The organism is Pseudoduganella sp. UC29_71, assembly GCF_042693265.1.
Lineage (GTDB): Bacteria > Pseudomonadota > Gammaproteobacteria > Burkholderiales > Burkholderiaceae_D > Rugamonas.
Map to the genome: position 1 here is coordinate 497026 of NZ_CP170549.1, position 22818 is coordinate 519843.

At 65.7% G+C, this 22818-nt stretch carries 11 protein-coding genes; 6 read left to right on the forward strand and 5 right to left on the reverse strand.

Annotated features, from left to right (window positions below):
* Nucleotides 1–5: 5 nt before the first annotated feature.
* Entirely contained in the window at nucleotides 6–2816 is a 2811-nt protein-coding gene (locus tag ACFJI2_RS02245) for a TonB-dependent receptor (RefSeq protein WP_377703571.1), read from the forward strand.
* Between the two features lie 29 nt (nucleotides 2817–2845).
* Here ACFJI2_RS02245 and ACFJI2_RS02250 read toward each other — a convergent pair whose 3' ends face one another.
* Nucleotides 2846–3571 carry a 16S rRNA (uracil(1498)-N(3))-methyltransferase gene (locus tag ACFJI2_RS02250; protein ID WP_377703572.1) on the reverse strand — a complete coding sequence of 242 codons (726 nt, stop codon included), beginning with the start codon at nucleotides 3569–3571 and terminating at the stop codon, nucleotides 2846–2848.
* A 121-nt stretch (nucleotides 3572–3692) separates the two neighbouring features.
* Between ACFJI2_RS02250 and tkt the strand changes: the two genes are divergently transcribed.
* The gene (tkt, locus tag ACFJI2_RS02255) at nucleotides 3693–5690 is read left to right on the forward strand and encodes a transketolase (protein WP_377703573.1); all 1998 of its coding nucleotides are present in this window, start codon (nucleotides 3693–3695) and stop codon (nucleotides 5688–5690) included.
* 38 nt (nucleotides 5691–5728) lie between these two features.
* Nucleotides 5729–6739, forward strand: a complete 1011-nt coding sequence (gene gap / locus ACFJI2_RS02260; protein WP_028833731.1) for a type I glyceraldehyde-3-phosphate dehydrogenase — start codon at nucleotides 5729–5731, stop codon at nucleotides 6737–6739.
* A gap of 62 nt (nucleotides 6740–6801) precedes the next feature.
* Here the strand turns inward: gap and ACFJI2_RS02265 are convergent, their stop codons facing one another.
* The 3 genes from ACFJI2_RS02265 to glnE form a co-directional block, all read right to left on the reverse strand.
* Entirely contained in the window at nucleotides 6802–9522 is a 2721-nt protein-coding gene (locus ACFJI2_RS02265; protein ID WP_377703574.1) for a TonB-dependent receptor, read from the reverse strand.
* A gap of 382 nt (nucleotides 9523–9904) precedes the next feature.
* Nucleotides 9905–10360, reverse strand: a complete 456-nt coding sequence (locus ACFJI2_RS02270; protein ID WP_377703575.1) for a cache domain-containing protein — start codon at nucleotides 10358–10360, stop codon at nucleotides 9905–9907.
* Between the two features lie 36 nt (nucleotides 10361–10396).
* Entirely contained in the window at nucleotides 10397–13141 is a 2745-nt protein-coding gene (glnE, locus tag ACFJI2_RS02275; RefSeq protein WP_377703576.1) for a bifunctional [glutamate--ammonia ligase]-adenylyl-L-tyrosine phosphorylase/[glutamate--ammonia-ligase] adenylyltransferase, read from the reverse strand.
* A 170-nt stretch (nucleotides 13142–13311) separates the two neighbouring features.
* Between glnE and ACFJI2_RS02280 the strand changes: the two genes are divergently transcribed.
* The 3 genes from ACFJI2_RS02280 to tldD all read left to right on the forward strand — a co-directional run bounded on the left by ACFJI2_RS02280 (nucleotide 13312) and on the right by tldD (nucleotide 19850).
* The gene (locus ACFJI2_RS02280; protein WP_377703577.1) at nucleotides 13312–17469 is read left to right on the forward strand and encodes a YhdP family protein; all 4158 of its coding nucleotides are present in this window, start codon (nucleotides 13312–13314) and stop codon (nucleotides 17467–17469) included.
* Between the two features lie 24 nt (nucleotides 17470–17493).
* A complete protein-coding gene (locus ACFJI2_RS02285) occupies nucleotides 17494–18291 on the forward strand; it encodes a carbon-nitrogen hydrolase family protein (RefSeq protein WP_377703578.1) in 798 nt (265 codons plus the stop codon).
* 98 nt (nucleotides 18292–18389) lie between these two features.
* Nucleotides 18390–19850, forward strand: coding sequence for a metalloprotease TldD (gene tldD, locus ACFJI2_RS02290; RefSeq protein ID WP_377703579.1), 1461 nt, complete (start codon nucleotides 18390–18392; stop codon nucleotides 19848–19850).
* Nucleotides 19851–19938: 88 nt separating this feature from the next.
* On the opposite strand, the gene ACFJI2_RS02295 is transcribed toward tldD, so the two are convergent.
* A complete protein-coding gene (locus ACFJI2_RS02295) occupies nucleotides 19939–22749 on the reverse strand; it encodes a TonB-dependent receptor (RefSeq protein ID WP_377703581.1) in 2811 nt (936 codons plus the stop codon).
* Between the last annotated feature and the right edge of the window lie 69 nt (nucleotides 22750–22818).

The following is a 22818-nucleotide window of genomic DNA, read 5'->3' on the forward strand; positions in this document are numbered from 1 at the left end:
TGATAGTGCAGTCAATAGCACTGCTGGGTACCGTGGGCTGGAGCGAGTTCGCACTGGCGCAAATGCAGGCCGCCGACGCGCCGATCGAGCGCGTCATCGTGACCGGTTCCAACCTGAAGCGCACCTCGACGGAGAACCCGTCGCTGGTGCAGGTCATTTCCAAGAAAGAAATTGAGCAGTCCGGCGCGGTCAGCGTGGCCGACCTGATGGCCAAGGTGCCTGCGCTGGGCTCGTCCAACCAGGTCGACTCGCGCGACGGCGGCTTCTCCAAGGGCCTGGCCACCGCGTCGCTGCGCAACCTGGGTTCGGCGTCCACGCTGGTGCTGATCAACGGCCGCCGCATGTCGCCGGCCGCTTACGCCGACCCGAACGCCGGCCAGTCCACCCAGTACGACCTGAATTCCATCCCGCTGTCGGCGCTTGAGCGCGTCGAAATCCTGAAGGATGGCGGCTCGGCCGTGTACGGTTCGGACGCGATTGCCGGCGTGATCAACTTCATCACCAAGAGCAACTTCAAGGGCGGCGACATCACCGCCCAGCACAGCCAGGACGGCTACGGCAACTTCGGCCGCAACGGCATCAGCGGCGCCTACGGCTTCGGCGACCTGGACGAGGACCGCTTCAACGCCTTCGTCGCCTTCGATTTCTCGCGCCGCGACCGCACCCCGATCGCCGAGGCGCGCGCCGTGCACGCCGACCAGTCGATGGCCATGGATGGCCGCCTGAGCAACTTCTACAGCAGCGTGAGCCAGTATCCGGTGTTCTTCAAGGAGTCGCGCCTGGGCAGCGGGTCCTTCAACCGTTACGTGTCGGCCGACCTGAGCTGCAACCCGGCCGATATCCGCACCGGCTCCACCGCGCTGGTGCCGATGCTGGCCTCGGACGTGATGATCGGTAACAAGTTCTGCAACTACGACGGCTGGCAGTACGAGGACGCGCAAGGCAAGGCGGAAAGCTCGAACGTGCTGGCGCGCGGCGAATTCAAGATCGACGCCAACATGCGCGCCTTCGCCGAAGCGTCGTACAGCAAATCGGAACTGGAATACGCCGGCGTGTCGCGCACCCTGTCGCGCAACAAGACCACGGTGTTCCCGAAAGACGGCCCCGGCATCAGCTTCCAGCCCATCCTGGGCGTGAACCACCCGGACAACCCGACGCGCGGCACGGCCGGCGCGGTGCCGGTGGCGGTCAACTACCGCTTCACCGACGCCAAGGGCGGCAGCTCCAACGAGAACACCTCGACCCGCTTGCTGGCCGGCCTGAAGGGCAGCCACATGAACTGGGACTGGGATACCGGCCTGCTGTACAACGAGTCCAAGCGCCACCAGGTGTCGAACGGCTTCCTGTACCTGCCTATCGTGCAGCGCCTGGTGACCGACAACGTGCCGCTGAAAACCATCGCCAGCACCCCGGGCGTGACGGTGGACTCGCCGCTGGACGGCAAGGCCAGCATCACCCAGTGGGACTTCAAGGGCAGCACCGAGCTGGGCCAGCTGGCCGGCGGCGCCATCGGCCTGGCGCTGGGTGGCGAGATCAAGCAGGAAAAGATGAGCATCGTGCCCGATGCGCGCACCGTCAACGGCCAGATCATCGGCCTGGCGAACCAGTACTCGCAAGCCAAGCGCGACGTGCGCTCGGTGTTCTCCGAAGTGCGCCTGCCGGTGCTGAAGTCGGTGGACGTGGAACTGGCCGGCCGCTACGACAAGTATGACGGCTTCTCCGGCAGCTTCACGCCGAAAGCCGGCGTCAAGTGGACCGTGAGCCCGACCCTGGCCGTGCGCGGCACGTACTCGGAAGGCTTCCGCGCACCGTCGCTGACGCAGATGGTGGACGGCGGCACGCAGTACTTCCTGAACAACTTCGAGGACAAGCTGCGCTGCGGCAAGCCCGGGGCGGACGCCACCGACTGCCTGAAGAGCCTGTCGGGCGTGGCTGCCGCCAACAAGGACCTGGTGCCGGAAACCTCGAAGAGCTTCACGGCCGGCCTGATCTTCTCGCCGGTGAGCAACTTCGACATCCTGTTCGACTACTACAACATCCGCAAGGAAAAGGAAACCGACCTGATGTCGGCGGTGGCCGTGATCCAGGACCCGAAGCTGGCCAGCCGCGTCAAGCGTGACCAGAACCAGGGCACCTGGCTGCGCGACCCGGCGACCGGCAACCTGATCCCGAACTCCGGTCCGCTGATCAGCATCGAGACGCCGTACATCAACGCCGGCGGCACCCGCACCAGCGGCATCGACCTGGAGCTGGCGCTGCGCAACAACCTGGGCGCCTACGGCAAGCTGGCCAGCCGCCTGAACGCCAGCTACACGCTGAGCTACAAGAAGGCCCAGGCCGACGGCGACCCGATGATCGACCTGGTCGGCACCAACGGCGCGATCTACAACGACACCACCAGCGTCGGCGAGATCCCGCGCCTGCGCGCGTCGCTGTCGTCCACCTGGAGCATCCAGCAGCACAGCCTGACGGCCACCGCCAACTACATCTCGTCGATTTCGATGATGGCGGCCTACAGCACCCAGGAAGACGGCATGGTGGGTCCATACGATCCAGCGTACTGCGAATACGGCCGCGCCAACCGCAACGAGAATTACCTGAAGTTCTACCCGGACTGCAAGGTGAAATCGATGACCACGCTGGACCTGGCGTACGCCTACACCGGCTTGCGCAACACCGTGCTGAGCTTTAACGTGGCCAACGTGTTCAATACCAAGGCGCCGTACGATCCGTCGTACGCCACCGCGGGCTACAACTCGTCGCTGCACAGCGCGCGCGGCCGCTTCTTCACCGTCAAGGCCAACTACAAGTTCTGAGGTAGCGGCTTAGTGAGGTAGCAACGGCCCTACATGCCGCCCCAGCTGGCATTCAGTGCAGCCAGGGCGGCCAGGGCCGCCGTTTCGGTGCGCAGGATGCGCGGCCCCATCGACAGGGGCAGCGCGCCCTGCGCCACGGCCAGGTTTTCCTCGTCCTCGGAAAAGCCGCCCTCGGGGCCGACCATGATGGTTAGCGCCTGCGGCGGCTGGTGGCGCGCCCAGTCGGCCAGCGACTGGCTGGCACGCGGGGTCAGGATCACGCGGCGGTGCAGGTCTTGCTGCGCGATCCAGTCCTTGAACTCGTCCACCGGCGCCAGCTGGGCCAGTCGGTTGCGGCCGCTCTGTTCGCTGGCCGAGACGATCACACCTTGCCAATGCGCCAACTTTTTTTCCGCCCGATCGCCCGACAGCTTGACCACGCAGCGGCGCGCCGCCAGCGGCTGGATGGCGGCGGCGCCCAGTTCCACCGCTTTTTCTATGATCCAGTCCATCTTGGACGCTTCCGGCAGCGCCTGCGCCACCGTCACCGCGTAGGGCAGTTCGGCGTCACGCGCGGTATGGGCCTTGATTTCGGCGCTGGCGCGGCGTTTTTCCACCGTGTGCAGCACCGCCGTGTACTCGCCGCCCTCGCCGTTGAACAGGGTGATGCTCTCGCCCGGCGCCAGCCGCACCACGTGGACGTGGTGCGCCACCGCGTCCGGCAGGTCGATGAGGAGGCCGACGGCGAGCGGCTGCGGGCAGTAGAAACGGGGCATGCGGGGGCCTTGATGAGTGCACTTGGATGCGTAATTTTAATGGGCGGCCCCCCGCTCTGGTAAAATACTTGGTTCAAGCAAGCACGCTTTACCTTATTTCAAACCTTCCGCAATCACCACGATGACTACTACGCTCCCCACCACTCAAATGGCCAACGCGATCCGCGCGCTGGCAATGGACGCTGTACAGAAGGCCAATTCCGGCCACCCGGGCATGCCGATGGGCATGGCCGAAATCGCTGTCGCGCTGTGGAGCGGTCATCACCGCCACAACCCCGCCAACCCGAAATGGCTGAACCGCGACCGCTTCCTGCTGTCGAACGGCCACGGTTCCATGCTGCACTACGCGCTGCTGCACCTGGCCGGCTACGCCGTGACCATGGACGACATCCGCGCCTTCCGCCAGATGCACTCGAAGACCCCGGGCCACCCGGAAGTGGACATCACGCCGGGCGTGGAAACGACCACCGGCCCGCTGGGCCAGGGCATCGCCAACGCGGTCGGCATGGCGCTGGCCGAGTACCTGCTGGCGGCCGAGTTCAACAAGCCGGGCCTGGACGTGGTGGACCACTATACCTACGCGTTCGTGGGCGATGGCTGCCTGATGGAAGGCATTTCGCACGAAGTATGCTCGCTGGCCGGCACCCTGGGCCTGAACAAACTGATCGCCCTGTACGACGACAACGGCATCTCCATCGACGGCAAGGTCGAAGGCTGGTTCACCGACGACACGCCTAAGCGCTTCGAATCCTACGGCTGGAATGTGATCCGCGACGTGGACGGCCATAGCGTGGCCGCCGTGGACGCCGCCATTGCCGCCGCCAAGCAGGCCGACAAGCCGACCCTGATCTGCTGCAAGACCATCATCGGCAAGGGTTCGCCGAACCTGCAGGGCGGCGACAAGGTGCACGGCGCCGCGCTGGGCGACAAGGAAATCGCCGCCGTGCGCGAATACATCGGCTGGACCCCGGCCCCGTTCGACATCCCGGCCGAAGTGTACGCCGCATGGGACGCGAAAGCGGCCGGCGCGCAGCACGAAGCCGACTGGAACGCGAAATTCGCAGCCTATAGCGCGCAGTTCCCTGCCGAAGCGGCAGAACTGGCGCGCCGCATGGCCGGCGACCTGCCGGCCAACTTCGAGGCCACGCTGGCTGCCGCCGTCGCCGCCTGCGTCGAGAAGAAGGAAACCATCGCCACCCGCAAGGCCAGCCAGAACGCGATCCAGGCGCTGGCCCCCGTGCTGCCGGAATTCCTGGGCGGCTCGGCCGACCTGACCGGCTCCAACCTGACCAACTGGAAAGAGTCGGTCAACCTGCGTTCCGGCAAGCCTGGCAACCACATCAACTACGGCGTGCGCGAGTTCGGCATGAGCGCCATCATGAACGGCGTCGCCCTGCACGGCGGCTTCATCCCGTTCGGCGCCACCTTCCTGACCTTCTCGGACTACAGCCGCAACGCGCTGCGCATGGCCGCGCTGATGAAGCAGCGTTCGCTGTTCGTGTTCACCCACGACTCGATCGGCCTGGGCGAAGACGGCCCGACCCACCAGTCCGTCGAGCACGTGTCCTCGCTGCGCCTGATCCCCGGCCTGGACAACTGGCGTCCTGCCGACACCGTCGAATCGATGGTGGCGTGGGGCGAGGCGGTCAAGCGCAAGAACGGTCCTTCGACCCTGATCTTCTCGCGCCAGAACCTGCCTTACCTGGAGCGCAGCGAAGCGGTGGTGGCCAATATCGCCAAGGGCGGCTATGTGCTTAACGACGTGGTTGACGCCAAGGTCATCCTGATCGCCACCGGTTCTGAAGTGGAACTGGCCGTCAACGCCGCCAGCGCGCTGGCCGCCGAAGGCATCGCCGCGCGCGTGGTGTCGATGCCGTCGACCGACGTGTTCGACCGCCAGGACGCCGCCTACAAGGCCAGCGTGCTGACCAAGGGCGTGCCGCGCGTGGCCATCGAAGCCGGCGTGACCGATTTCTGGTACAAATACGTGGGTCTGGAAGGCGCCGTGGTCGGTATCGACACCTTCGGCGAATCCGCCCCGGCGCCGGTGCTGTTCAAGCACTTCGGCTTCACGGTGGAAAACGTCGTGGCGAAAGTAAAATCTGTTCTGGTTGCATAATTACCTAGTACCCTTTTCTTATTCATCAGGAGCTTAGTATGACGATCAAAGTAGCAATCAATGGCTACGGCCGCATCGGCCGTAATGTTCTGCGCGCTTTCTACGAAGGCGGCAAGAAGCAAGACATCCAGATCGTTGCCATTAACGACCTGGGCGACGCCAAGTCGAACGCGCACCTGACCCGCTACGACACCGCGCACGGCAAGTTCCCCGGCACCGTGACGGTGGACGGCGACAACATGATCGTCAACGGCGACGTGATCCGCGTGTTCGCGCAGCGCAACCCGGCTGAAATCCCATGGGGCGACCTGGGCGTGGACGTGGTGCTGGAATGCACCGGCTTCTTCACCACCAAGGAAAAGGCTTCGGCCCACCTGAAGGGCGGCGCCAAGAAAGTGATCATCTCGGCACCGGGCGGCAAGGACGTGGACGCGACCATCGTGTACGGCGTGAACCAGCACGTGCTGAAGTCCACCGACACCGTGATCTCGAACGCTTCCTGCACCACCAACTGCCTGGCCCCGCTGGTCAAGCCGCTGAACGACGCCATCGGCGTGGAAAACGGCCTGATGACCACCGTGCACGCCTACACCAACGACCAGGTGCTGTCCGACGTGATGCATGAAGACCTGCGCCGCGCCCGTTCGGCCACCATGTCCATGATCCCGACCAAGACCGGCGCCGCCGCCGCGGTCGGCCTGGTGCTGCCTGAGCTGAACGGCAAGCTGGACGGTTTCGCGATCCGCGTGCCGACCATCAATGTGTCGCTGGTGGACCTGTCCTTCATCGCCTCGCGCGACACCACCGTGGACGAAGTGAACGCGCTGATGAAGGCCGCCTCCGAAGGCGCGCTGAAGGAAGTGCTGACCTACCAGACCGAACCGCTGGTGTCGATCGACTTCAACCACAACCCGGCCTCGTCGAACTTCGATTCGACCCTGACCAAGGTGTCGGGCCGCCTGGTGAAAGTATCGTCGTGGTACGACAACGAGTGGGGCTTCAGCAACCGCATGCTGGACACCACCGTGGCGCTGATGAACGCCAAGTAATCGCCGACCGCAAAGCGCAAAAAAAACCCGGGCTAGCCCGGGTTTTTTTACGCCGCTACAGTTTAGAAGTTGTAGGTGGCGCGGGCGTAGAAGGTGCGGCCCTTAGGATCGGTGAAGCGCGGATCGTAGCCAGCCTGGAAGGTCTCGGTCTGGTACGACAGCGGCGGAGCGCGGTCGAACATATTGCGCACGCCCAGGGTCAGCGACAGGTTCTTCATGAAGTTCGCGGTCGCATAGCTGTCCCAGGTGGTGTAGGAAGCGACGCGGAATTCAGGATCCTGGTCGATGTAGCCGGTCTTCGAGTGCGCAGCAATGCCGGCGCCCCAGATGCCCTTGGTCCAGTTGATGCTGGCGTTGTTCTGCCACTTGAAGATCGGACCGGTGCCGGAGAACACGCCGACGTTCTGGTGCCACTCGCCGCCATCGCTGTTCTGGTACTCATACTTGTGCACATAGGTGCTGTTCAGCGTGAAGGTGGTGTTGCCGAACTCGGCATGGCGCCAGCGGTAGTTCACGCTCACGTCCAGGCCGTCGGTGTTCACGCCGCCCAGGTTCTGGGTGCGCAGGTCGACATAGCCGCAGGTCAGCGGGTTCGGGCACTGCGAACCGTCGGTGGCCAGGTTGCCGGCCGCGGTGCGGTGGTACAGCGAAGCGTACTTGGCCGGGTCGCCGAACACGTCATCCTGGTTCAGCTGGCCGATCTGGTGTTCCAGCTTCAGCTTCCAGAAGTCCAGGCCAACCGACAGGTTGTTGACCGGCTCGAACACCACGCCCAGCGCGTAGTTCTTCGATTCTTCCGGCGCCAGCGCCTTGTTGCCGCCCGTCAGGGTCTGGAACTGCTGCTGGCAGTTGGCCGCGGCCGGCTTGCCTGGCAGCGGGGTGCCGCCTGGGCAGTTGACCGGATCGTCATACTGGTTCGAGTTGGTGTAGGTCTGGGCCGAGTTGATCTCGTACAGCGACGGCGCGCGGAAACCGGTCGAGTAGGAGCCGCGCAGCAGCACGGTCTTGGTCGGCTGGTAGCGGAAGCCGAACTTCGGATTGGTGGTGCTGCCGAAGTCGTTGTATTTGTCGTAACGCACGGCGGCGGTCACGTCCAGGTCCTTCAGCAGGGCCAGGTTCAGCTCGGCGTACGCGGCGCTGACCTTGCGCGAACCTTCGTTCAGCGTGTTCGGGTCGATACCGGTGGAGGCCACCACTTTTTCCGCGTACTCGGTGTTGGCCGCGCTGTGGAACTCCTGCTTGTCGAACTGGCCGCCCAGGGCCAGTGCGCTAGGACGGCCGGCGCCGAACCAATCGCCCACCTCGCGGCTGGCGCGCACGTCGAAGCCCTTCATGGTGCCCTTGGCGTTCTGGATGTTGCCATTCAGCGCGGCGCTTTCGATCAGCGCCATGCCGGCGGCGCTTTGCTCGCCGTACGGGTTGATCACGCCTTCCAGCACGCCCTTGGTGATGATGCCGCCGTCGCTGTAGCCGATCAGGTTGCTGGCCACCTTGTTCTTGTTATAGGTGAACGCTGCGCCGTAATCCCAGCCTGCGATCGAACCCTGCAGCGAAGCGACGAAGCGCTGCTGCTGGTTGACGTCGTCGCCGGCGCGCGAGCCGTTCGGCAGGTCGCGCCACTTCACGTGCACGAAGCCCGGCAGCACGCCGGCCGGGGTGTTCTCTTCGGTGTAGGTCGGGCTCAGCGGCACGTTAGGCGTGATGGAGCCTGGGTTGCCCGGGTAGAACGGATTCAGCGAGCCGTCGGGACGGACGCGGTTCTGGAACAGGCCGCCGTATGGCACCGGTGCGATTTCGCTGCCGATGCGGCTCTTGGTGATCAGGTATTCCAGGCCCAGTTCATGGTTTTCGTTGAGCTTGATGGTGCCCTTGACCAGGCCGGTGTTGCGCTCGCTCTTCGGAATGTAATCGACGAAGGAGGAGGTGGTCATCTGGCAGCCGCTGCCGGTGGCGTCCGGAATCAGGTTGGGCGCGCCGGTGCAGTTCGGGGCGACCGGGTTGCCGCTGTTGCCGTCCTGGTAATAGTTGGCCGGGCTGGTGGTTGGCGACAGGCCGCCTGCGTAGCGCTTGTTGTAGTCGCGCTGCACGCCGTTGATGCGGCGCTGCACCTGGTGGTCGCCCATGGCGAAGATGTTGAAGCCGTCGGTGTCCAGATTGCCGTAGCCGACGCCGATATTGGCGCTATTCGAACCGCCGCCTTTTTTATTGGGCGAATCGAGGCCGGCGGTCACGGTGACGCCGGTGTAATCTTTACGGGTAATAAAGTTAATCACGCCGCCCACCGCATCGGAACCGTACAGCGACGATGCGCCATCGCGCAATACTTCGACGCGCTCCAGCGCGGCGAATGGAATCATATTCAAGTCGGGTGCCGAGCTGTCCAGCGCATTATTAGCCAGGCGGCGGCCATTCAGCAGCACCAGGGTTTTATTCGCGCCAATACCGCGCAAATCGGCAAACGATGCGCCGCCGGTGCTCAAACCTACAACCTGGCTGGTGCCCTGGTTGGTTTGCACGGAGCTCAGATTGGCCATTACCTGTTCAATGGTGGTAATACCCTGCTTTTTCAGGTCATCCATTTTTACCACGGTCACCGGCACGGCGGTTTCGGCGTCAATACGCTTAATGGCGGAGCCGGTAATTTCCACGCGCTGGATAGGCGCGGCTGCAGGTGCGGCATTTTGTGCGAACGCCGGCTGGGCCAGCATTCCCAGGCCGGCGATGGCTACACCGCCGGAAAATACGACACGCAGCGAGCGAGCCAGGGCTTTTTCAATCAACATAGTCATGTTCCTTATTAGAGTGTCTGTTGCATTAGCAATCCTTCTGGGATTGCTAATCGGCCTATCAGACACTGCGGGGAATTGCATGTCAAATGTGTGTTTGTAACGCAGTTGAAACAAAGCAAGTCTTGACAGGCCCGCTGGCAGGGGCGCAATCGCAATAAGTGTTTCACTTAGCAGGGGCTAGCCCGGGATATGGCCCATTTTTGGCCGTTTTCTGCTTTGTATCGGACGCCGATGGGTGGGGCGGCAATGTTGCAATATTGCCACAGTGAGCAGTGTGCCATGTTGTGCCAGGTTCTGGCGTGATCGCGCCAGAAATGGGCGCATCGGCCGAAAAAAAACGCCGCAGAATGCGGCGTCCGGGCCAAGGGCGGGCGACTTACTTGTAGACGCCGGACCCGACCAGCAGGTCGCCTGCGCGTTCCACATAGCCCGATTTCGACTCCACGGCCTTGGTTACCGGATTCGGCCATTTGAAATCGACCCAGCCGCTGCCTTTTTCCTTGGCTACCTTGACCATTTCCTGGATCATCGGCTTGCCTTCGTTATCCTTCATATCGAGCAGGTTTTTTCCCACCAGTTTGGGATTCACGCCGTGCGCCACCGCGACCCCATTCAGGTCATATACATAGATATACAGGTCGCGGTCGTGGAAATCCTTATTCGCTGGATCGGAAAAGGCGGCAAACGCCTTTTCCTTGCCGTCCGATTTAATCAGCGCCACGGCCTTTTTTACCATGGCGACTGCTTCGTTGGCGCTGCCTTTATCCGCCGCATACGCCGGCGCTGCCAATAAACCCAGGCTGATTGCGATACCGCCTAAAAACATTTTCATTTGTCTCTCCTTTGGAATGGGACTGCCGGTCATGTTTTATTCGAGTATGTCTTTCCACAACTGTATTACATGCGCCGCGTGGCCGGCCACCCGGGCCGGGTCGACGCGGGCATTCTCCTGGCCCTGCAAGCGCATCTGGTGCTGCAATTTACGGAAGGCGCGGTAGGCATCGGCCACGCTGGCGGCCAGTTCGGGTTTAATCAATCCCAGCTCGCCGCACATTTTCAGTAGGGCAATATTACCCACATTTCCCGTCAGCTGGGAATAGGTGCTGGCATGCTGCAGCACCAGGTACTGGACGATAAATTCGATATCGATCATGCCGCCCGCGTCCTGTTTTAAATCGAACAGGTCGGAGCGGTTGGGGCGGGCGTCGGCCATTTTCTTGCGCATGGCTTGCACTTCGCGTTTCAATTCGCCGTCGGCGGGCCGTTCGCGGCGCAATACCTGGCAGCGGATCTGTTCGAAGCGCTGGCCGATGGCGGCGTCGCCGGCGCAGAAACGGGCGCGCGTGAGCGCCTGGTGTTCCCAGATCCACGCCGAGTTGTGCTGGTAGCGCTCGAAGGCCTGCACGCTGGACACCAGCATGCCGCTGGCACCGTCCGGCCGCAGCGCGATGTCCACGTCGAACAGCTGGCCGGCCGAGGTGTGCGAGGTCATCCAGGTGATGAAGCGCTGCGCCAGCTTGGCGTACTGGGCCGGCGCGTCCTGGTCATCGTCGTCGAACAGGAAGATCACGTCCAGGTCGGAGATATAGCCCAGCTCCTTGCCGCCCAGCTTGCCGTACGCGATGACGGCGAACTGCGGCACTTCGCGGTGGCGCGTGGCCACGGTCTTCCACACGGCCTGCACGGTGGCGGCCACGATCACGTCGGCCAGCGCGGACAGGTGGTCGGCCAGCTTTTCCACCGTCAGGTCGCCGGCCAGGTCCTGCGCCAGCAGGTGGAACAGCTGGGCGTGGTGCACTTCGCGCAGGATGTCCATCTGGCGCTCGGTGTCGCCGGCGGCGGCAGCCAGCTGGCCGTCCAGTTCGGCCGCCAGCGCCACCGGGTCGAACACGGCGTTGCGGATGCGGTCGTCCAGCAGTTCGTCCAGCAGGATGGGGTGCTTGGTGAGGAATTTGGCGGCCCAGCCGCTGGCGTGCATCATGCGGATCACCCGCTCCAGCGTGTGCGGGTACTCGGTCAGCAGCGACAAGTAGGCCGAGCGGCGCGCGATCGCTTCCAGGAAGTCCAGCAGGCTGCCCAGGGTCACCAGCTGGCTGCCGATGCTGGACTGCTCGGCGGTGCGGGCGATCAGCGGCAGCGCGGCGTTCACCAGCGACACCAGGCGGTTGCGGCTCGCCTCCGGCAGCGACTGCAAGCGCGGCGCCTGCCAGGTGGCCACCAAGCGCTGGGCGGCGCTGGCCGGATCGTCGTAGCCGAGCGCGGCGAAGCGCGCCTGGATCGCCTCCAGGTTGTCGGGGTCCGCGCACTCATTGCTGGTGGCCGGGTCGATGTCGGCGTCTTGCTGGCCGTTGGCGGCTTTTTCGGCGAACATGGCGTCGAATTGCTCGGCCACGAACTTGCGGTGCGCCTCGATCTGCGCCAGCAGGGTGGCCACGTCGGGCAAGCCCATCATCTGCGCCACCACCAGCTGGTCGGCCTCGTTGGGCGGCAGGGTGTGGGTCTGGGCGTCGTCCAGGTATTGCAGGCGGTGTTCCAGGTTGCGCAGGAAGGTGTAGGAAGCCAGCAGTTGCAGCACGATGTCGTTGGTCAGCAGGCCTTTTTCCGGCAGGATGCGCAAGGTGGCGCGGGTGGAGCGGTCGCGCAGCGTGGCGTCGCGCCCGCCCCGTATCAGCTGGAACACCTGGGCCAGGAACTCGATTTCGCGGATGCCGCCGCGCCCCAGCTTGACGTTGTTGCTGCGGTCCGGGTGCAGCCGCTCCTGGCGGTTCACTTCGGCGCGGATCTGGGCGTGCATGCTGCGGATGGCGTCGATGACGCCGAAATCGAGGTAACGCCGGAACACGAAGGGCCGCACGATGGCGTCCAGCGCGGCAATGTCGGCCGGCTTGCCGGTGACCGCGCGCGCCTTGACCCAGGCGTAGCGTTCCCATTCGCGCCCCTGCACGATCAGGTACTGCTCCACCATGCTGAGGCTGGCCGCCAGCGGGCCGGAGCCGCCATTCGGGCGCAGCGCCATGTCGACGCGGAAAGTGTAGCCGTCCTCGGTGATCTCGGCCAGCGCGGCAATCAGCTTCTTGCCCAGGCGGACGAAGAATTCGTGGTTGGACAGCGAGCGCTGGGCCGGGCCGGCCGCGGTGTCGCCGTCCTCCGGATAGACGAAGATCAGGTCGATGTCGGATGACACGTTCAGTTCGCCGCCGCCTTGCTTGCCCATGGCCAGCACCATCAGTTCCTGCTGCTCGCCGCTGTCGTGGCCGACGGGCTGGCCGTGCAGCGCCACCATTTCCGCGTGCAGCGCGGCCAGGTGGCGCTGGATGGCGAAGTCGGCGAAGCGCGTCATGGCGGTCACCACTTCGTGCAGGTCGGCCCGGCCTTCCAGGTCGCGCCGGATCAGGCCGCACACCAGCAGGTTGCGCAACCGGCGCATGGCGCGCGGCAGCGGCAGCGGCGCCTGGTCCGGTCCCATGTCCGCTTCGCGCGTTAAATAATCGGCAAAATCCAGTTGGGCAAGCGATAATTGCGCCAATGCATCAACCTTGGCCGCGCGGCCCGGATCGGCGCTGATCCAGCGCTGGTAGTATCGGGAGGCGGAGGTCAGTGCGGATGAGGTCATGGGCGTTAAGTAACTTAATGTTGCAACGTAATAAACAGAGCGTAGGGACACCAGCCTATGCGGTAAAATGGACGCGCAGGCTCCTTTAGGGCTGGAAACGATTTTAGCGATTTATTTGAAGCCGGGCCCGAATTATTAGCTTATTGATGCAAAATCCGTCAGAGGAGACCGTGACAGGCAGTGTGCCCTTGGCCGTGCGCTGGCAGCGGCTGCGTTCCGCCTATCGCGTCTGCAATCTGGCCACCCACCATGTGCTGGGCTTTACTGTCAAGTTGGCCTTGTTGGTGTACTTTGCATTCGCCGTCCTGCTGCTGGCGCTGCGCTACCTGGTGCTGCCCAATATCGACCACTACAAGGGCGACATCGAGCGCCTGGCCAGCCGCGCGGTGGGCAACCCCGTCACCATCGACCGCATCTACGCCTCCTGGTCCGGCCTGAGCCCCAGCCTGTTCCTGGGCGACGTGGTGCTGCGCGACCCGCAGGGCCGCGAAGTGCTGGCGCTGCCCAGCGTGTCGGCCACCTTGTCGTGGTGGAGCGTGGCGGCGGCCGACGTGCGCTTCGAATCGCTGGAACTGATACGCCCCAAGCTGGACGTGCGGCGCGAGGCGGACGGCAAGCTGTACGCGGCCGGCGTGTATATCGACCTGAACAAGAAGGGCGACGGCCAGGGCGCCGACTGGCTGCTGGCGCAGCGCGAGATCGTCATCCGCGAAGGTCAGCTGGACTGGACCGACAAGCTGCGCGGCACGCCGCAGGTGAGCCTGGCGGACGTGCGCCTGGTGCTGCGCAACAAGTGGCGCCGCCACCAGTTCGGCATGACGGCCACCCCGCCGGCCGCGCTGGGCGGCCCGCTGGACGTGCGCGCCGACTTCGCCCACCCGGCGTTCGCCGCCCGCAAGTCGGACGTGCGCGCCTGGCAGGGCGAGCTGTACGCGGACGTGCGCGAGGCCGACCTGGCCGCGTGGAAGCAGCACATCGACTATCCCTTCGACCTGCGCTCCGGCATGGGTTCGGTGCGCGCCTGGATCAAGCTGGACCATGCCAAGCTGGCCGGTTTCACGGCCGACGTCAGCCTGGCCGACGTGACGGCCCAGCTGGGCAAGGAGCTGGAGCCGCTGGACCTGGTGGCAGTGCGCGGCCGGGTTTCGGCGCGCGAGGAAATCCCGGCCACGCTGCAAAGCGGCCAGCCGGCGTTCGGCGTGCTGGGCCACAGCGTCACCCTGAACAATTTCTCGCTGCGCACGCGCGACGGCCTGGAGATGCCGCCCACCGAGCTGTCCGAGCGCTACGTGGCGGCCACCGCCAAGGCGCCCGCGCGCATGGAGCTGAAAGCCAGCGTGCTGGACCTCGAAACGCTGGCCGCGCTGGCCGGCCGCCTGCCGCTGAGCGACAACCAGCGCGCCATGCTGGAAGACGTGGCGCCCACGGGGCGGCTGCGCGACGTGGCCGCGTCCTGGTACGGCAGCTATCCGGCGTTGCTGTCCTACCATGTGAAGGCGCAGCTGGACGGCCTGGGCCTGCGCCCGCGCCCGGCCCGCCTGCCGCAGCCGAAAACGGCCAAGACCCCGGCCGTGCGCGGCATGCCCGCGCTGCCCGGCTTTGAACACCTGAGCGGCACGCTGGAAGCGAGCGAGAAGGGCGGCAGCTTCACGCTGGACGCCGACCAGCTGGTGCTGCAGATGCCGGACTATTTCGCCGAAGCGTCCATGCCCTTCGACAAGCTGCGCGGCCAGGTGTACTGGTCCTTCGAGGGCAACGAGCAGCTCAAGGTGGAGCTGCAGAACCTGGAATTCTCGCAGGAGGGCCTGAACGGTTCCCTGTCCGGCACCCATGTGCTGGCGCTGGACGGCAAGAGCGCCGGCCTGGCCGATTTCACCGGCAAGCTGAGCGGCTTCGACGTGAAGAAAATAGGCCGCTACCTGCCGCTGCAAACCCCCGAACACCTGCGCCACTGGCTGAGCGGCGCCCTGGAAGACGGCATGGCCGACGATGTGACCTTGCGCCTGCGCGGCGACCTGGCGCACTTCCCGTTCAAGAGCGCCGGCGCGGCGCCCACCGCCGCCGAGCGTGCCAAGGGCGAGTTCCGCGTGGCCGGCCGCATCACGAACGGCAAGCTCAACTACGACCCCGGCTTCTACGCCAAGGACGGCAAGTCGCCGCTGTGGCCGCAGGCCGAGAAGATCAAGGGCGGCTTCGTGTTCGAAGGCACGCGCATGGAAATCCGCGGCGACACGGCCGCCACCGGCGGCGTGGCGCTGAGCGGCGTGAAGGCCGTGATCGCCGACCTGTCCTCGCACGACAGCGTGCTGGAGATCGACGGCAACGCGGCCGGGCCGATGCAGGAATTCCTCAACTATATGGCGGCCAGCCCGGTGCTGGAGTGGATCGGCCACTTCACCGACGAAACGCAGGCCACCGGCAGCGCGAAACTGGCGCTCAAGCTGCAGCTGCCGCTGAACCACATGCACGACTCGAAAGTGCAGGGCGCGCTGCAGCTGGCCAACAACGACATCGTGCTGTGGCATGACATGCCGGTGGTGACCGGCTCCACCGGCAAGATCGAATTCAACGAAAAAGGCGTCAACCTGAACAACCTGGCGGGCAGCTTCATCGGCGGCCCGGTGTCGATCACCGGCGGCAGCCAGCGCGACGGCAGCATCCAGGTGCGCCTGGCCGGCACCGCCACGGCGGACGGCTTGCGCAAGACCTGGCCGTCGCCGCAGATGCAGCGCGTGGCCAGCCATTTCAGCGGCGGCACGCGCTACACCGGCCTGGTGGTGGCGCGCGACCACCATTATTCGGTCACCGTCGACTCCAGCCTGGCCGGCCTGGGCCTGGACTTCCCGGCGCCGCTGGCCAAGGGCGCGGCCGACACGCTGCCGCTGCACTTCGTGCTGAACGGCACGGCCGCCAACGAGGCGGGGCTGATGCGCGACGAGATCCGCGTGGCGCTGGGCGCCGGCATGTCGGCCGCCTACCAGCGCCAGCGCCAGGGCAAGGAGGCGTGGAAGCTGGTGCGCGGCGGCATAGGCGTGAACGTGCCGGCGCCGGAACCGGACAGCGGCATGATGATGCAGGCCAATGTGAAGACGCTCAATGTGGACCAGTGGCTGGCGCTGGGCGACGCCATCGCCGGCAAGGAGCCAGCCGGCGGCGCGGGCAGCGGCGGCGCCGACGTGGCGCAGTACGTGGTGGCCGACACCCTGGCCGCGCGCGCGGGCGAGCTGGTGGTGGGCGAACGCAAGCTGGAGAACGTGGTGGTGGGCGTGAGCCACCAGAAGAATGTGTGGCAGGCCAATATCGACTCGCGCCACGTGAACGGCTATGTCACGTGGAACGAGTCGCCGACCGGGCAGGGCGTGGGCAAGGTGACGGCGCGGCTGTCCTCGCTCATCATTCCCGAGTCGCAGGCCAACGACGTCAAGGATTTGCTGGAGAACAAGGCCACCCAGCCCACCATCCCCGCGCTGGACGTGGTGGTGGACCGCTTCGAGCTCTTCAACAAGCCGCTGGGCCGGCTGGAGCTGCAGGCGCACAACGCGCTGATCACGGCGGCGCGCGAGTGGCGCGTGTCCAGGCTGTCGCTAGCCAACGCGGACGGCGAACTGAACGGCACCGGGCGCTGGGTGGTCAAGGACGGCCAGCCGCAGACCAGCCTGAACTTCGAACTGGACATCGCCAACGCCGGCAAGCTGCTGGACCGCTTCGGCTTCGCCGACACCTTGCGCAACGGCAAGGGCAAGCTCAGCGGCGATATATCCTGGAAGGGCTTGCCCTACGCGCTGGACATCCCCAGCCTGTCGGGCCAGATCAATATGAACGTGGAGAAGGGCCAGTTCCTCAAGCAGGACCCGGGCGCGGCCAAGCTGCTGGGCGTACTCAGCCTGCAGGCCTTGCCGCGCATGCTGAAACTGGACTTCCACGACGTGTTCTCGGAAGGGCTGGCCTTCGACGGCATCAGCGCCCAGGCCGCCATCAACCGCGGCATCGTCAAGACGGACAACTTGAAAATGCACGGCGTGGCCGCTACTGTACTGATGGACGGCACCGTTGATATCGCCAACGAATCGACCAATCTGCGCGTGGTGGTGATGCCGGAAGTCAATCTCGGCACGGCGCCGCTGGTGTACGCGCTGGCGGTGAATCCGGTGATCGGCCTGGGCAGCTACCTGGCCCAGCTGTTCCTGGCGCAGCCGATGATGCGCGCGCTGACCTATGAGATGCAAGTGACGGGGCCGTGGAAGGCGCCCGTGATCACCAAGCTCGATGCGGCCAGGCTGGACGCCGTCAAGGAAGCCGCCAGGGAAGCCGCCAAGCCCAAACAGTAAGCACACCGATAAAGGACCCAGCCCATGAACACCGTCGCAGCGATACAGATGATTTCCTCGCCCTCCGTGGGCGAGAACCTGGCCACGGCGCGGCGCCTGATCGCGCAGGCGGCCGACACCGGCGCCAAGCTGGTGCTGCTGCCCGAATACTGGGCCATCATGGGCTTGAGCGACAGCGACAAGGTGGCCGTGGCCGAGCCGCTGGGCAAGGGGCCGATCCAGGACTTCATGAGCGACATGGCGCGCCACCACAATATCTGGCTGCTGGGCGGCACCTTGCCGCTGGCGTCCGACGACCCGGCGCGCGTGGTCAACACCACGCTGGTGTACGACGACGAGGGCCGCCACGTGGGCCGCTACGACAAGATCCACCTGTTCGGCTTTACCAAGGGCAGCGAATCCTACGACGAGGCGCGCACCATCGTGCCCGGCCGCAACGTCGGCACGGTGGACACGCCGGTGGGCAAGGTCGGCATGTCGGTGTGCTACGACTTGCGCTTCCCCGAGCTGTTCCGCGCCATGGGGCCGGTGTCGCTGATCGTGGTGCCGGCCGCGTTCACCTACACCACCGGGCAGGCGCACTGGGAAATCCTGCTGCGCGCGCGCGCCATCGAGAACCAGTGCTATGTGCTGGCGGCGGCGCAGGGCGGCACGCACCAGAACGGGCGCCGCACCTGGGGCCATTCCATGCTGATCGACCCGTGGGGCGCGGTCAAGACCGTGCTGGCCGAGGGCGAGGGCGTGGTGCACGGGGAGGTCGATGCGCTGTTCATGGACAGCGTGCGCGAGAGCTTGCCGGCGCTGAAGCACCGCACCATGTGATGGCCGCTGGCCTGCCTACAACGGCGGATTACGCGCTGCGCGCTAATCCGCCCTACAATGGCAGCATTATCCGCGACATAATTCTTTAGGCATTCAACATGACTCCATTCGAACCCAATCTGTCCACCCTGGCCGTGGCGCGCGATTTGCTGCTGACGCCGTTCGGCCTGGATGAGGCCAAGCTGCTGAAAACGCTGGGCAGCATGTTCAACCACAAGGTCGATTATGCCGACCTGTATTTCCAGTTCACCAAGAACGAGGGCTGGAGCCTGGAAGAGGGCATCGTCAAGACCGGCAGCTTCTCGATCGACCAGGGCGTGGGCGTGCGCGCCATCTCGGGCGACAAGACCGCTTTCGCCTATTCGGACGACATCTCCGAGCGCGCGCTGATGGAAGCGGCGGCGGCTACCCGCACCATCGGCCGTGCCGGCGCTGGCAAGGTCAAGGTGGCCAGCGGCATGACCCAGGTGGGCGGCCGCTCGCTGTACCTGCCGCACGATCCGCTCACTTCGCTGGACGCGACCGCCAAGGTCAAGCTGCTGGAGCGCCTGGAAAAGATGGCGCGCGCCAAGGACCCGCGCGTGGTGCAGGTGATGGCCGGCCTGGCCGGTGAATACGACGTGGTGCTGGTGGTGCGCAGCGACGGCGTGCTGGCGGCCGACATCCGCCCGCTGGTGCGCGTGTCGCTGACCGTGATCGCCGAGCAGGACGGACGGCGCGAAGTCGGTTCGTCCGGCGGCGGCGGCCGCTACGACTACGGCTATTTCAGCGACGAGCTGCTGGAACAGTATGCCGACGAGGCCGTGAAATCGGCCATCGTCAACCTGGACGCGCGCCCCGCGCCGGCCGGCCCGATGACCGTGGTGCTGGGACCGGGCTGGCCCGGCATCCTGCTGCACGAAGCCATCGGCCACGGCCTGGAAGGCGACTTCAACCGCAAGGGTTCGTCCACCTTCTCCGGCCGCATCGGCGAACGCGTGGCGGCCAAGGGCGTGACCGTGGTGGACGACGGCACGCTGAAGGACCGCCGCGGCTCGCTCAACATCGACGACGAGGGCAACCCTAGCCAGTGCACCACCTTGATCGAGGACGGCATCCTGAAAGGCTATATCCAGGACACCATGAACGCGCGCCTGATGAAGATGCCGGTGACCGGCAACGCGCGCCGCGAATCGTTCGCCCACCTGCCGATGCCGCGCATGACCAACACCTATATGCTGGGCGGCGACAAGGACCCGGGCGAGATCCTGGCGTCGGTGAAGAACGGCCTGTACGCGGTTAATTTCGGCGGCGGCCAGGTCGACATCACCAACGGCAAGTTCGTGTTCTCGGCCAGCGAAGCCTATATGATCGAGAACGGCAAGATCACTTACCCGGTCAAGGGCGCCACGCTGATCGGCAACGGTCCGGATGTGCTCAACCGCGTATCGATGATAGGCAACGACATGAAGCTCGATTCCGGCGTGGGCGTGTGCGGCAAGGAAGGCCAGAGCGTGCCGGTGGGCGTGGGCCAGCCCACCCTGCGCCTCGACGGCGTGACCGTCGGCGGCACGGCGTAAGAAGAAACGGGCGCGACGCCCGTTTTTTTTAGCCTGTAGGGCGGGTCAGCGGGAACCGCGTAACCCGCCGGCGCCGCCCGCAGCGCCATCAGAACTGATAGCGCATCCCCACATTGAAATAACGCCCCAGCGCCCCGCTGTAATCGAGCGGGTTATACGACACCGCGCCATAGGTCAGCGGATCGAGCGGCGGGATCTTGTCGAACAGGTTCTGGATCGACGCCGTCACTTCCATCTTCGGGTTCACCTTCCAGCGCGCCGTTAGGTCGATGGTGGTGAACGAGGCCAGCTTGCAGCCGCGCGGCGCGTCCGAGCCGTCGGCAAAGTGCGTGGCGCAGCCGTCCGGATCGTTCTTGAACAGCGTGTTGTCCATCTTGCCGCGGTAGTTGGCGGTGGCCGTCACGCGGAAGGCCGCGCGCTCCCAGGTGGCGCTCAGGTTGACCCGGTCGTCCGGCGTGCCGATGCAGTTGGTCACGTCGCAGTTGCCGTGCGTGCCGGCGAAGTCGCGCTGCGAACCGTCGGTTTCCGTGCGCAGCCACTTGAACAAATGGGTCCACTTGGCGTCCGCCGCCAGCGTGCCCCAGCCGCCCAGGCCGAAGGTGGTGCGCAGGTCCAGGTCGGCGCCGCGCACCTTGGTGTTGCTGGAGTTGACGTAGCGCGCCAGCACCGCCGTGATGGCGCCCGGGTCGCCCGGACGGGTGGCCGTGGACGGGTCGCGCGCGATGTGGCCGGCCGCGATGGCGGCGTCGGTCTGCTCCTGGTTGATCTCGTTCTTGCGCTTGATCTGCCAGAAGTCCAGCGACACGCTGGTGCGCGGCAGCGGGTCCCACACCAGGCCGGCGCTATAGCTCTTCGAGCGCTCCGGCGCCAGCGCCGGGTTGGGCGAGGTGATGATGGCGATGGAGGCCGGGTCGCACGCCACCTGCACCCCCAATGCGCAGCGCACCGGATCGTCCGCCGTGGAGAACGCGGCCAGGCCGCCCACGCCGTTCTCTGCCGCGCTGGGGGCGCGGAAGCCGCGCGCGAAGGTGCCGCGCAGCGCGAAGGTCCTGGTCGGGGTCCACTTCAGGCCCGCCTTCGGCGTATAGGAATTGCCGACGTCGGAGAAGTGGTCGTAGCGCAGCGCGGCCGACGCTTCCAGCGTCTTGTGCACCGGCGCCAGCAGCTCTGCGTACAGCGCGCTGGCGTTGCGCTTGCCCTGGTAGGCCGAGTAGCCCAGGCCGATAATGTTGCCCAGCTCGGTGCCCTGCGTGGGCTCGAGCTCGGTGGACTCGCGCCGGTACTCGGCGCCCAGCGCCACGCCCAGCGCGCCGCCGGGCAGCTGGCCGATTTCGCGGCTGGCCTTCACGTCGATCTGGTTGATGCGGGTTTCGGCGTCGTTGGCGATGGTGGGCGAGAGGGCGCCGTACAGCGCGGCCGAGTTCAGGCCCGCGTTCTCGGCGATGCGCCAGAAGCTGCCGGGCGGCAGCGCGGCATAGGCGGCGCTGCGCGCGCGTGCCGCCGCCACGTTGGCCGGGCTGGGATCGAGCAGGGCGAAGGCCACGTCGCGCTGCAGGTAGCCGGTGCGCGTGTTGCTCACTTCGTTCTGCGAGAACAGCCACGCCGCGTCGATGTCCCATTGCTGCCAGCTGCCCTTGGCGCCGGCCACGAAGCGCGTGAAGTCCGAACCCACGTGGCTCACGCGCGGACCGACGTCGGCCGCCAGGTAGCGCAGCCGCGCGGCGCGCCCGAAGTAGGGATTGTCCGGATGGCCCGCGCCCAGCTGCACGGCGGCGTTGCTGACCGGGCCGCCCGGATAGCCGACCGAGGCGCTGACGGTGGACGGGGTGGTGCTGGCGGTGGAATTGCTGTGGTAGAAGTTCAGCTCGCCGTACGCCAGCCAGTCGGGCGCGAGCTGGTAGCTCAGGCGCGCGAAGACGTTGGCGGTTTCCTGCTCGGGCTGGATTTCGCTGTATTGCTGCTGCGCGTCGGTCAGGCAGCCGCCGCCGGGGTCGCCCTGCGGGTGGCTGGTGAAGTTGGCGCAGGCCGCGCCGGGGAACAGGCGCGTGAAGCCGGCGCCGGCCAGGTTGCCGCGGTTGTAGTACTCCAGCGTGTCCGGGTTGCGCACGTTGCCGTTGACCGCGCTGCCGGCGTTGTTGGTGCTGACGATGGCGCCGGTGCCGCCCAGGGTTTCCTGGGCCGAGAAGCCGTAGTCGCGCAGGTCGCTGCGGCCGATGTAGCGGCGGTCGCTGCGCGCGCTGTTGGCGATGGCGCCCTTGCGGCCGTATTCGAAGCTGCCCATGAAGTTGTAGCGGTCGGTATCCAGCTTGCCGACCCCGTGCGTGATGGCCAGGCGCGTGTCGTGGCCGTCGCGCTCTTCCGAGATGCCCTGGCTGGCGCGCAGCGTGGTGCCCTCGAAATCGCGCCGCAGGATCACGTTGACCACGCCGGCGATGGCGTCCGAGCCATAGATGGCCGAGGCGCCGTCCTTCAGGATCTCGACCCGCTCGATGGCCTCGGACGGAATCACGTTCAGGTCGGCGAACACCTTCTGGCCGTCGTCGGCCAGGCCGTAGGGCGCCACGCGGCGGCCGTTGATCAGCACCAGGGTGGAGGCCGCGCCCAGGCCGCGCAGCGAAATGCCGGACGCGCCGGAGGCGAAGCCGCCGCCGAAGGTCATGGGCACCGAGCCCTGGTTGTCCACCGCCAGCGTCTGCATCAGTTCGGCCACCGTGGTCTTGCCGGATTTTTCAATGTCGGCGCGGCTCAGCGTCTGCACCGGCGAGGCTGTTTCGGCCTGCGCGCGGCGGATGTTGGAGCCGGTAATTTCCACCCGCTGCATGGGCTGCTGGGCAGCCTCCTGCGCGTAAGCCTGGCCGAGCAAGCTGAGCAAGCCGGGCAAGATCAGTTTTTTCATCATGTCACTCCAAAGAGGTAAGCAGGATTGTCCAGTCTTGCTGCGTTTGCATGAGGAGATTCTGATCTGGAT